Origin of the sequence: uncultured Cedecea sp. (genome assembly GCF_947498825.1) — a bacterium.
GTDB lineage: Bacteria > Pseudomonadota > Gammaproteobacteria > Enterobacterales > Enterobacteriaceae > JGM124.
In genome coordinates this window covers 116,707-129,473 of sequence record NZ_CANMLV010000005.1, presented here as the reverse complement: position 1 = coordinate 129,473, position 12,767 = coordinate 116,707, and the positions used below count along the sequence as shown (strand labels likewise).

The 12,767-nt window shown below is 50.6% G+C and carries 7 protein-coding genes; 6 read left to right on the top strand and 1 reads right to left on the bottom strand.

Features of this window, described 5'->3' with window-relative positions:
* Nucleotides 1-106: 106 nt before the first annotated feature.
* Nucleotides 107-946 (bottom strand): BglG family transcription antiterminator LicT, encoded by an 840-nt coding sequence (licT, locus tag Q1A40_RS08050; protein WP_299999095.1) that lies wholly within the window; start codon nucleotides 944-946, stop codon nucleotides 107-109.
* A 253-nt stretch (nucleotides 947-1,199) separates the two neighbouring features.
* Between licT and Q1A40_RS08045 the strand changes: the two genes are divergently transcribed.
* The 6 genes from Q1A40_RS08045 to Q1A40_RS08020 all read left to right on the top strand — a co-directional run bounded on the left by Q1A40_RS08045 (nucleotide 1,200) and on the right by Q1A40_RS08020 (nucleotide 12,457).
* Nucleotides 1,200-2,417 carry a nitrate regulatory protein gene (locus Q1A40_RS08045; protein WP_299999094.1) on the top strand — a complete coding sequence of 406 codons (1,218 nt, stop codon included), beginning with the start codon at nucleotides 1,200-1,202 and terminating at the stop codon, nucleotides 2,415-2,417.
* A gap of 259 nt (nucleotides 2,418-2,676) precedes the next feature.
* The gene (locus tag Q1A40_RS08040) at nucleotides 2,677-3,939 is read left to right on the top strand and encodes a CmpA/NrtA family ABC transporter substrate-binding protein (protein ID WP_299999092.1); all 1,263 of its coding nucleotides are present in this window, start codon (nucleotides 2,677-2,679) and stop codon (nucleotides 3,937-3,939) included.
* Between the two features lie 12 nt (nucleotides 3,940-3,951).
* Nucleotides 3,952-4,770, top strand: coding sequence for a nitrate ABC transporter permease (gene ntrB, locus Q1A40_RS08035; RefSeq protein ID WP_299999090.1), 819 nt, complete (start codon nucleotides 3,952-3,954; stop codon nucleotides 4,768-4,770).
* A 9-nt stretch (nucleotides 4,771-4,779) separates the two neighbouring features.
* On the top strand, nucleotides 4,780-5,577 hold the full coding sequence (locus tag Q1A40_RS08030; RefSeq protein WP_299999088.1) for an ABC transporter ATP-binding protein: 798 nt from the start codon (nucleotides 4,780-4,782) through the stop codon (nucleotides 5,575-5,577).
* Nucleotides 5,578-5,597: 20 nt separating this feature from the next.
* Nucleotides 5,598-9,794, top strand: coding sequence for a nitrite reductase large subunit NirB (gene nirB, locus Q1A40_RS08025; RefSeq protein ID WP_299999086.1), 4,197 nt, complete (start codon nucleotides 5,598-5,600; stop codon nucleotides 9,792-9,794).
* Nucleotides 9,791-12,457: a nitrate reductase gene (locus tag Q1A40_RS08020; protein WP_299999083.1), complete on the top strand. Its 2,667-nt coding sequence runs from the start codon at nucleotides 9,791-9,793 to the stop codon at nucleotides 12,455-12,457. Before nirB ends, Q1A40_RS08020 begins: the two co-directional genes overlap by 4 nt.
* Nucleotides 12,458-12,767 lie beyond the last annotated feature (310 nt).

The window sequence follows — 12,767 nt, the reverse complement described above, 5'->3', positions numbered from 1 at the left end:
ACCCGAATTATTTGGGCTATAAAAATAAAAAAACCCGAGAATATCTCCCTTTGTCAGGAAGATACGCTCAGGTTTTGCCTGCGTAATGCAGTAGCAATCCGTTTTTTTAGGCTTTACGCCCTTCTTTTCTCACCCGTTCAATATGAATGGTGATAAACATCACTTCTTCTGTTGTCAGCTCACGCTGATAACTTTTTTCCAGATGTTGCGCAATTTTCTCGGCGCATTTCCATGATTTTGCGTAGTTTTCTTTCACCGCAACATGCAGGGAGACATCATCATCTGCCACAACTGTTCGGGTCAGCATCCGCTGTGCAAAGAACTTTAAGTGTGTCAGGAATCTCTGGTAACTTAATGATTCTTCGTCATATTCTATCTTTAGCTGATACTTCACCAGATGCAGTATTTCCTGCATTACCCGGGTGATATGCATCACCTCTGGCATTTCGTTTTTCAGTTGTGCGGTAACCAAATGCAGGGCGATAAAACCTGCTTCATCCTCAACCAGTTCGACCTTTAACCGTTCAGCAATAATCGCTCTTGCTTCCTGTCCCAGGGCAAACTCCTTTGGGTAGAGGTGTTTAATCTCCCACAACTGCACGTTTTTAATCGCCAGCCCTTTCTTTTGCCGCTCGATGGCGAAATGGCAGTGATCGGTTAACGTGATATACAAACTGTCCTGTAATTTTCCCAGCCGTTGTGCGGCAAGTCTGATAATACAATCACAGGTAGTCATTACTTCCAGGGGGATCTGATTAAGCAGTTCCCCCAGGCGATGAATCATTTCATCACTTTGTAGAGCAAAAACTTTTTCGATTTTATCGTTATCCAGAGTGTCGCCTGTACGTTTCTGGAAGGCCAGTCCACGACCCATTACGACCTGTTCGCATCCTCGTTCATCCTGAACCACCACCACATTATTATTAAGAACTTTGGCGATTTTCATCGGAACTCCAGAAACAAAAAAACCTGACCTCCGACAGATGTCAGATGATCAGGTTTTGCCTGCCTTACGCAGTAACAATCCAGTTCGCGCATCTTATCAGTTTCTTCCTCAGTCTCAATGAGGCATAAGAAGAAACGTGATGAAGATCGATATTAAGATCCTGACATCAGAGAGTCGCCACAGGCTAATGCGATAACCAGCCAGGCACAATTCTTGCTTTATCTCTGTTTTATCCCAGATATCAGGTTGCTCCATGACTCTCTCAGCCCTCAGCTTTGTGCTGGCATCGAAAAAAAGTGAAATTGCCTGTCTTGAGCAACTGTTAAAGATGGGGGAACTGGTTGGTGCTGTGAGCCAGCTTATTCATGTGCTACAGCGTGAACGGGGAACGGCAAATATTTTTTTGTGTTCTCAAGGAAAGACCTGGGCCGGGCAGCGAAGTGAGCGGGCATTACAAGTTCAAATGGCTGAGCAGGTGGTCAATCAGCATATTCTGGCGTTGGACTTAACCGGTCAGCATACGGGGAATGCACCAAGATTATTGAGTCGTATCGCGGCTGTATTACATAGTCTCAGTACCTTATCGCTGCTACGTCAGCAGATTCAGGCACTGGACATCAGTCAGCCTGATGCCATGCGTCAATATACAGAGGTGATACGCACTCATTTAGCCCTGGTATTTGAAGCGGCAGATATTTCGGGCGACCCGGCAATCTCCCGGGTATTGTTGGCTATGTTCAGCTTTATGCAAGGGAAAGAACTGGCTGCTCAGGAGCGTGCCACTGGTGCGGCAGGTTTTACTGCTGGTTGTTTTGATGAGCGTGCTCACCAGCAATTACTGGATTTGATTGAAGGTCAGGAACGCTGTTTCCAGACGTTTACTGAATTTGCTGATGCTCGTTGCCTGACTCTCTGGCAGCAACAGTTGAGCGTTGATAGCAGCGAATTTGAGCGTTTTCGGCGTATTGCCTGCACAGGGGGGACGCCTGAAGGTGAAGCCGGACAAGTGGCATTACAGTGGTTTGCTGTCACCACGGCACGTATTGATGGCATGAAGATTGTTGAAGATTTGCTGGAAGACATTCTGATGGAATGCTGCCGTCAGCGAATTTCTGAAGCACAAATTGCGCTGCAACTTCAGCAGCAAGATATCGAACAAATCCCGCAGCAGGAACATCATTATTCCTCGCTGATCCCACTGCAACTTAGCCGTTCGGTACTGGAACTGGTAGAGCAGCAATCGCGTCAGTTACAGGCCCGTGAAGCGGAGCTGGCGGAACTTCGCGCGACGCTGGCGGAACGAAAATTAGTTGAGCGAGCAAAAAATTTACTCATTCAATATCAGGGATTGACTGAACCACAGGCCCATAAAATGCTGCGTGATATGGCGATGAATCAGAACAAAAAGCTTGGCGAAATTGCTGAAGCCATGCTGGCGGTATCATCGGTATGGGTGACAAAAGAACGATGATTTAAGGATTGCTGCTGCACCAAAGTGATGTGCATAACGTTCTGTTGCGGTGCAAGCCGGATGTGATAGCGGTGGTGATGACGCTGTACTGGCGCATTTTGTAAGTTGGCACACAAACTGCATTATTTTTACAACATAAATTCCGGGCCAATGGCGGTCTGGTAAGAATCAAGGATAAAGACGTCCATTAGTACTCAGGAAACTGGGTACTAACTGGACGTTTTTTTTTGGTTGTTTTTCAAGCTTACAGGAAGCCGCAATGACGCAAAATGACAAAAAAACTTTCGGAGAATTATCCCGTCGACGCTTCATTGCAGGTAGCGTTGCGCTGGGGGGCAGCATGATGATGCCGGGGTTTATCAACAGTGTCTGGGCCGCCGGGTCGGATGCGCCAGAAAAAAAAGAGCTACGGGTGGGCTTTATTCCACTGACTGACTGCTCTTCTGTGGTGATGGCCGCGGTGAAAAAATTTGATGAGAAATATGGCATCAAAATTATACCCGTCAAAGAGTCAAGCTGGGCATCAGTACGCGACAAACTGGTCTCTGGTGAACTGGATGCCGCGCATGTGCTGTATGGCCTGGTATATGGATTACAGCTTGGTGTTTCCGGGCCGCAGCATGATATGGCGATGCTGATGACCCTTAACAATAACGGCCAGGCAATTACCTTATCGAACCAGCTTAAACAGGCCGGGGTTACCGATGCCGAGTCGCTGAAAAAGTTAGTTGATGCCAGCGATAAAGGTACTTACACCTTTGCCCAGACGCTCCCGACGGGAACACACGCGATGTGGCTGTATTACTGGCTGGGCAATGCCGGGATCCATCCTTTTGATGATGTGAGAAATGTCGTGGTCCCTCCGCCACAAATGGTGGTGAATATGAAAATCGGCAATATGAGCGGTTTTTGTGTTGGTGAACCCTGGAATCAACGGGCGATTCAGGATGACATTGGCTATACCGCCATAACTTCACAGGAGATCTGGCCCGATCATCCGGAAAAAATTCTTGGTACGACCTCTGCCTGGGTCGCTGCTAATCCAAATTCTGCACGTGCATTGACTGCTGCAGTGCTGGATGCCTCACGCTGGATTGATACTTCCGACGCTAACCGAATCGAAACCGCACAGACCGTCGCGGCACGCGCTTATATCAATACCCCAGTCGCCACTATTCAGGGTCGGATGCTCGGAAATTATGACAACGGACTGGGAAAACAATGGCAGGACGCTCACAGCATGCGCTTTTTTAATGATGGCGCGGTCAATTATCCCTATCTCTCCGACGGAATGTGGTTCCTGACCCAACACAAGCGCTGGGGCCTGATCGACAGTGATCCTGACTATCTGGCGATTGCCCGAAAGATCAATCGTACCGACGTTTATAAACAGGCCGCGACCGCAGTCGGTGGAGTCAATCTGCCAGCCGACGATATGCGTACCAGTACGCTTATGGACGGAAAAGTCTGGAACGGCAGTAATCCCGCTGAATATGCCAACAGTTTTGCGATGAAACGCTAAGTGAGATATCCGATGTCAACAACATCTAAAACGCCTGCTGGGTTGCAGGTTCGAATAGCGCTACAACAGGTTATCCAGCAAGCCATACCGGCTTTGCTCGGTATTCTTATTCTGATCGTTGTCTGGCAGATTGCTGCTCTCAATAGCAAAGGTTTTCCGACGCCACTGAAAACCTGGGAAGCGGCAAAAGTGATCTTTGCCGCCCCGTTCTATATCGACGGACCGAATGACGTCGGGATTGGCTGGAATGTATTAGCGTCCTTACAGCGTGTGGTGACGGGTTTCGGTCTGGCGGCACTCGTTGGTATTCCGGTGGGATTTCTGATTGGTCGCTTTAGTTTTATCGCCAGCATGCTGAATCCCATTATCTCTCTGTTACGTCCGGTGAGTCCGCTGGCCTGGTTACCTATTGGTTTGTTGTTGTTCCAACGCGCAGAACCGGCCTCTGCCTGGACCATTTTTATCTGTTCCATCTGGCCGATGATCCTCAATACCGCAGAAGGGGTCAGCCGTATTCCGCAAGATTATCTGAATGTTTCACGTGTGCTGAAACTCAGTGAATTTACCGTCATGCGCAAAATCCTCTTTCCTGCGGTGCTGCCCTACATTCTGACCGGCGTTCGTTTATCGATTGGCATTGCGTGGCTTGTGATCGTCGCGGCTGAGATGCTGACCGGTGGCGTGGGTATTGGTTTCTGGATCTGGAATGAATGGAACAACCTCAATGTGGAAAACATCATTATTGCCATTTTGCTGATTGGCGTGGTGGGGATGTTGCTGGATCAAGGGTTGGTGGCGATTGCTCGCCGTTTTAGCTACGACAAGCGTTAGGAGTCTGCGATGAAAAATGACCAAGCTATTATCCGGGTACAAAACGTCAGTCAGAGTTTTAAGACCGCAAAAGGCCCTTTTCTGGCACTCGACAATGTCAGTTTTGATATTGCACGCGGCGAGACGGTCAGCCTGATAGGCCATTCTGGTTGTGGAAAATCCACGCTACTGAATCTGATTGCCGGGCTAAGTCGTCCTACACAAGGCGTCTTATTATGCGATAACCAGGAACTGACCGAACCCGGCCCGGAACGTGCGGTGGTGTTTCAAAACCATTCCCTGCTGCCGTGGCTGACCACCTTTGAAAACGTCGCTCTGGCGGTACGCCAGGTATTCCAGGGCAAGATGAGCAGAGGCGAGATGCAGGAATGGATCATGCATAACCTCGAGCTGGTTCACATGGAACATGCCGCTGATAAACGCCCGGGCGAGATTTCCGGAGGAATGAAGCAGCGGGTTGGCATTGCCCGAGCCCTGGCGATGAAACCGAAAGTCCTGTTGATGGATGAACCCTTTGGCGCACTTGATGCGTTAACCCGCGCACATCTTCAGGATGCGGTAATGGAAATACAGGTGCGTCTGAAAACAACCATCCTGTTGATTACTCATGATGTTGACGAAGCGGTGTTGCTATCGGACCGCGTGATGATGATGACCAACGGCCCTGCGGCGAAAGTGGGTGAGGTATTACATGTCGAGCTGGAACGTCCGCGCTCCAGGGTGGCACTGGCGAATGCCCCTCTGTTCCATCAGTACCGCCAGCAGGTACTGCAATTCCTGTATGAAAAACATCAGGCTGTAGTCTGATTCAGGGCGGGGTGAGCGTAATGGATAAACCAACGCTGATCATTATCGGCAACGGTATGGCGGGCATACGGCTGGCAGAGCGCTTATGTGAACAAGCACCAGAACGTTTTCAGCTGATAATCATAGGGGATGAAAATCAGACCGCATATAACCGCATTTTACTGACCCCTGTGCTGTCAGGTGAAAAGAGCCTCGACGATATTGTGACTCACCATGCTCAATGGTATCAGCAGCACAATATTACTTTGATGTCTGGTGTTGCTGTGAGTGAAATAGACCGACTCGCACGTACGGTACGGGTGGGGGAACAGACTCTGCATTATGACCATCTGGTCATTGCCACCGGTTCACGGCCCTTTATGCCGTTATTACCTGGCTCTGAATTATCAGGGATCCACGGCTTTCGTACACACCAGGATGTTACCGATATTCTGCAAGGATATTACAGCGGGCAACCGGTGGCGGTCATTGGTGGTGGTGTACTCGGAGTGGAAGCAGCAGCAGCGCTGGCTCTGCGCGGTATGCGTGTGACGCTGTTGCACCGAGGCCCGCACTTGATGGATCAGCAACTTGATGCTCATGCGGCAGGATTGTTGTATGACGATTTGTCTGGTCGCGGTATTGATACTCTGCTGCGGGCAAAAACCCTGTCTTATACTGGCAACGCCTCCGGTGCCGTTCAGGCGGTGAAGCTTGATTGCGGACGAGAGATCCCGGCGCAACGGGTCGTCGTGGCCGCTGGCGTGCAGCCAGATATTGCCCTGGCACAAACTGCAGGCCTGCTGTGCGATCGCGGCATCATCGTTGATCGACAACTTCAAACTTCTGACCCCCATATTTCAGCAATAGGCGAGTGTTGTCAGCTAGGAGAGATGACTTTCGGTCTGGTCGCCCCATGCTGGCAGCAAGCTGAAGCGCTTGCTGCCCGGCTGAAGGGGACAAAGATGCCGCCTCTGCTGACACAAAACATTCCGCTGCGCTTAAAAGTCACTGGCATCAATTTGTTTTGCGGCGGTGAGTTACACCCCACAGAACAGACACAAATCCATACCGTTTTCGATCCGCTTGAAGGCCACTATCGCCGCTTACTGTTACGTAATAACCAACTGCAAGGCGTATTGCTCTGGGGAGATATCAGCGACGGCGCTGGCTATTTATCTCGCCTGGGGGCGCCTGCCACTCAACAGGGAGCGCCGAGTGTTTTTAACCCCGATGAATCGCCTGTGATGACCATAAAACCATTCAATGAGCCGTTACCCTTGGAGGTAGCGAGGAGCAATGTGATGTCTAAACCCGTATTAGTGATGGCCGGACACGGCATGGTTGGCCACTATTTCTTGCAGCAACTGGTTGAGCGTGAACTGCATCTGCAGTATCAAATTATTGTTTTTGCCGAAGAGAAGTCACCGGCCTATGACCGGGTTCATCTCTCGGAATTTTTTGCCGGGCGCAGTGCCGAGTCACTGTCGATGGTCGAGGGTGACTTTTTTGAGTCTACTGGCATTGAGCTACGCCTTGCCCATACTATCGAACATATTGATAGCAAACACCGTTTTGTCGTTGACCGACAAGGGCGACAGACGGCCTATGATTTACTGGTTCTTGCAACCGGATCCTATCCCTTTGTACCGCCGATTCCGGGTAACGATGCGCCAGGATGTCTGGTCTATCGTACGCTGGATGATTTGGTCTCGATTCAGGAATATGCGGCACAAGGTAAAGTCGGTGTCGTGGTCGGTGGTGGGCTTTTGGGGCTGGAAGCGGCAAATGCGCTGAAATATCTCGGACTTCAAACCCATGTTGTTGAGTTTGCGCCAAGGCTGATGGGTGTCCAGCTTGATGAAGGTGGCGCGGCCATGTTACGCCGTAAAATTGAGGCGCTGGACGTACAGGTACACACCGGCAAAGAAACCCGTGCCATTGTTGCGGGTGAGGATAGCCGATATCGGATGGAGTTTGCTGATGGCAGCCATCTGGAAACCGATCTGGTGCTGTTCTCGGCAGGTATTCGCCCACGCGATCAGCTGGCTAAAGACGGTGGGCTGGAGGTAGGCCCGCGTGGGGGGATTGTCATCAACGATCAATGCCAGACCTCGGATCCCGCTATTTTTGCCATTGGTGAGTGCGCCTTGTGGAACGGCCAGATTTTTGGCTTGGTGGCGCCGGGTTATCAGATGGCGCGTACTTTGGCAGATACTCTGTGTGGCAGTGAGGTGGCGTTTAAAGGTGCAGATATGAGCACCAAACTCAAGTTACTTGGGGTTGAAGTCGCTTCTGTCGGCGATGCCCATGGCCGGACGCCAGACAGTCAGAGCTACAACTGGGTCGACGGCCCGGCTGAAATCTATAAAAAAATTGTTGTTTCGGGCGACGGTAAACGCCTGCTGGGGGCTGTGCTGGTAGGGGACAGCAGTGAATACAGCACGCTATTACAGATGATGCTTAACGATATGCCTCTGCCGGCGCATCCTGAAGGATTGATCTTGCCTGCTGGTGCGGGTACAACGCCGAAGAGTCTCGGCGTTGCGGCGCTGCCAGACAGTGCGCAAATTTGTTCCTGCTATAACGTCAGCAAAGCGGATATCTTTGATGCGGTGAAGGGGGGCTGCGGTGATATGGCGGCGATCAAATCCTGTACTAAGGCTGCTACTGGCTGTGGTGGATGTGCTGCACTGACCAAACAGGTAATGGAGTGTGCGCTGGCAGAAATGGGCGTGGAAGTGAAAAAAGATATCTGCGAGCACTTCGCCTATTCTCGTCAGGAAATCTATCACTTAGTCCGTGTCGGCCAGATCCGTAGCTTTGAGGATCTTATTCATCAACATGGGCAGGGTAGTGGCTGTGAGATCTGTAAACCGCTGGTAGGTTCAATTCTGGCGTCATGCTGGAATGATTACTTACTCAAGCCACAGCATTTACCACTACAAGATACCAACGATCGCTATTTTGCCAATATTCAGAAAGACGGTACTTACTCTGTTGTACCGCGTATCCCGGCAGGAGAAATTACCCCGGACGGGCTGATTACCATTGGTCAGGTCGCTAAACGTTACAACCTCTACACCAAAATCACCGGCGGCCAGCGTGTGGATCTCTTTGGGGCTCGTCTTGAACAGTTGCCTGAAATCTGGCAGCAACTGGTCGATGCCGGGTTTGAAACCGGTCATGCCTATGGTAAATCGCTGCGTACCGTTAAATCTTGCGTCGGATCTAACTGGTGTCGTTATGGCGTTCAGGACTCTACTTTGCTGGCTCTCCAACTGGAAAGTCGTTACAAGGGACTACGCTCGCCGCATAAAATTAAGATGGCAGTGTCTGGCTGTACCCGCGAGTGTGCCGAAGCGCAGAGTAAAGATGTCGGCGTGATCGCCACGGAAAAGGGCTGGAATCTGTTTGTCTGCGGTAATGGTGGCATGAAACCGCGTCATGCCAGTTTACTGGCTCAGGATCTGGATACCGATACCCTGATCCGTACTGTCGATCGTTTTCTGATGTTTTATATCCGTACTGCCGATCGTCTACAACGTACCAGTACCTGGATGGATAATCTTGAAGGCGGAATAGACTACCTGCGGCAGGTGGTGCTGGAAGACAGCCTACAGATTGCTGGCGAGCTGGAAAGTGAAATGGAATCGGTGGTCGCGACCTATCAGTGCGAATGGCAAACCACTCTCGCCAGTCCGGAGAGTCTTGCGTTATTCAAGCCATTTATCAACAGCCCGGAACCTGATGAAGCGGTGGTGATGGTGACTGAACGCCAGCAAATTCGCCCGGCGACATCTCAGGAACGATTGATGATACCGATCGTGACCGTTAATCATCCTCGTACTGCGGTGCAGGGATGGGTCGAGTTGTGCGACCTGGAGGCTATCCCGGCGAATGCTGGCATGGCAGCAAGACTCTCGAATCGACAGATAGCGCTATTCCACTTGCCCGGTCACCCACAAAAAGTTTTTGCGCTGAGTAATCATGAGCCTGACAGCAATGCGAATGTGCTGGCCAGAGGCATACTGGGGGATGTGAAAGGTGAGCCTGTCGTGATTTCACCGCTCTATAAGCAGCGTTTTCGTTTACGGGACGGACGTAGCATCGACGATGCGGATAAGGTACTGAATGTCTGGCCAGTGAAAATAGAGCAGGGTCGTGTCTGGGTACAAGAATCCCCTCAGCCTGCAGACTTGAAAGTGGCTGAAATTATTGCGATGGCGGGCGTATGAATAAAGTCCCTGTGTCAGAGTCCAGGCTGACAACCTGTGCCTATTGTGGTGTGGGTTGTGGCGTTCATATGCAACCTAAGGCAGGAGGATTTGCTGCCAGCGGTGACCTGAATCATCCGGCAAATTATGGTCGTCTGTGCGTAAAAGGCAGCGCCCTGGGCGAAACGCTGGGCTTACAGGGACGTTTACTCTATCCAGAAATTAATCGCCAGCAGGTGAGCTGGAACGAAGCGCTGGATGCAGTTGCTACGGGATTACAGTCAATAATTCAAGAGCATGGACCACAGGCCGTGGCTTTTTACGGCTCGGGCCAGTTACTGACCGAGGACTACTATGTTGCCAATAAACTGATGAAAGGATTTATTGGCACGGGGAATATGGATACTAACTCGCGTCTCTGTATGGCTTCGGCGGTCGTGGGCTATAAACGCGCATTGGGTAGCGATGCTGTACCGTGCAGCTATCAGGATCTGGAACAGACCGATTGCGCTATCCTGATAGGATCGAATACCGCCTGGGCACATCCGGTTATCTATCAGCGTCTGGTGCAGGCGAAAAAAGACAGGCCGCATATGCGGATCATTGTTATCGATCCGCGCCAGACAGCTACCTGTGATCTTGCCGATCTGCATCTTGCCTTACGACCAGGAAGCGATGCTGGATTATTTTGTGGAGCATTAAATGCGATGGCGCTTAGCGGTAAACTCGATGATGATTTTTTACAGCATCATACCGAGGGCGCGGCAGAAACTCTGCAGGCGGTAAAAGAGTGGACGCTGAATAAAACCGCTGCCTTTTGCGGCCTGAGCGTTGCACAACTAGAGGCCTTCTATCAGATTGTTGGAAACAGTGAACGACTGGTCACGCTCTATTCCATGGGCATTAATCAGTCCAGCTCTGGGGTCGATAAGTGTAACGCTATTATTAACTTACATCTGGCAATGGGTAAAATTGGCCGTATTGGATGTGGGCCATTTTCAATAACCGGCCAGCCCAATGCCATGGGAGGGCGCGAGGTTGGCGGACTGGCAAACCAGCTGGCATCACATATGGGATTCACTGCCGCTGATATCGACAGGGTGGGGCGTTTCTGGAACAGTAACCGCGTCGCACAATCGGCCGGGCTCAATGCCGTTCCCCTGTTTCAGGCGATAGCAGAAGGGCAGATTAAAGCTGTATGGATAATGGGGACTAACCCGCTGGTATCTTTACCAGATGCCGACAGGGTACGTGCCGGGCTGGCACGTTGTCCGCTGGTGATTGTCTCCGATATTATGCGCGATACCGATACCACCTCGACCGCAGATATCTGCCTGCCGGCACTGGGCTGGGGGGAGAAAAACGGTACCGTGACCAACTCAGAACGCCGTATTTCACGTCAGCGTAGTTTTTTACCTGCACCAGGAGAAGCAAAACCGGACTGGTGGATCCTGAGTCAGGTTGCACAGAGACTGGGGTTTACCGAGGCCTTTAACTGGACACATCCGGCAGAGATTTTTCGTGAACATGCCGCGCTGTCTGGTTTTGAAAATAACGGTACTCGGGCCTTTGATATCAGCGGACTGGCACAACTTTCCAATCAGCAATGGGATCAGTTACAGCCGATTCAGTGGCCAGTCAATGCTGAAAATCCCCAGGGGACTTCGCAACTCTTTGCCGATAAACGTTTCTTCCATCCCAACGGTCGAGCTCAACTCATTGCTGTCACGCCTCGTTTGCCGATAAGTCAGCCCACGGCGACTTATCCGTTGGTGATGAATACCGGCCGGATACGCGATCAGTGGCATACCATGACACGAACCGGAAAGTCCCCCCGGCTTATGCAGCACATCAGCGAACCCTTCTGTCAGTTTCATCCTGATGATGCGCCTCATATAGAACGAGGTGACTTAGTCCGGGTGTCTTCCTCTCACGGCTGGCTGTTACTGCGAGCACAGCCGGATAGCCTGCAGCGCCGGGGTAGTGTCTTTGTCCCTATGCACTGGAATTCGCAATTCAGTCAGCAAGCGCGGGTAGATGCATTGATTGCAGCATATACCGACCCTCTTTCGGGGCAGCCAGAAAGTAAGCATATGCCCGTTAACTTACGACACTGGAAAGCCGCCTGGCAGGCTGAATTATTTATTCGCGGTGAGGATATATCTCCCCCCTCGATTGCCTACTGGAGTCGCATCACCCAGACAGGTATTACTCATTATTTGCTGGCGGACTCTTCGCGACCGGAAGACTGGCGTGTCTGGTTAGATGAACAAATGGGGTGTGGGCGCTGGATATGCCAGATAGCTGATTTGGGTGATAAGGGTTTTAACTTGCTGGCCTGGGGGGACGGGCAGCTACAGCTGGCGTTTTATGCTGGTGAAAGCCAGCCCGCTCCAGACAGAGCTGCAGTGGTTGCTGCTTTTAGCCTGCCGCCAAATAGTGCGCAGGGACGCCTCGCCTTACTGGCGGGGTGCTCTGATAGTAATAAAACCCCAACTGGCGCGATTATCTGTAGCTGTTTCTCGGTCGGTGAAATCCCGATTACCAATGCTGTACGCAGCGGCTGTCACAACGTACAGCAGCTTGGCTGTACGCTGAAATGCGGTACGCAATGCGGCTCATGTATTCCGGAACTGAAGCGGATTATTGCGGATCAGCTGGCGCTGTTGGTTGAAGGAAATTGAATCTTGAAGATCATATGTCAGCGTCGGAGTATTCGCTTTAGAGTCGGCAGCAAGCGACTTGTATTAGGCATAATCTGAAAATGGTTTTATTTTTGAAACTTTTTCATCTACTTACAATTTTATCAATATCTGCACGCAGAACCCTTTTAATAAAAGGGTTCTGTTAAATTAATATTATAATTTTCATATAATTATTTTAATTTATATTTATATGGCTTTTGCCCTTCCTCTTATTGTTCAGCGGGAAATTCATTTGCTTTTTTACTACTCACTTCTAGTTATTAGGGTTTAACAGGGAATGTTTATATCC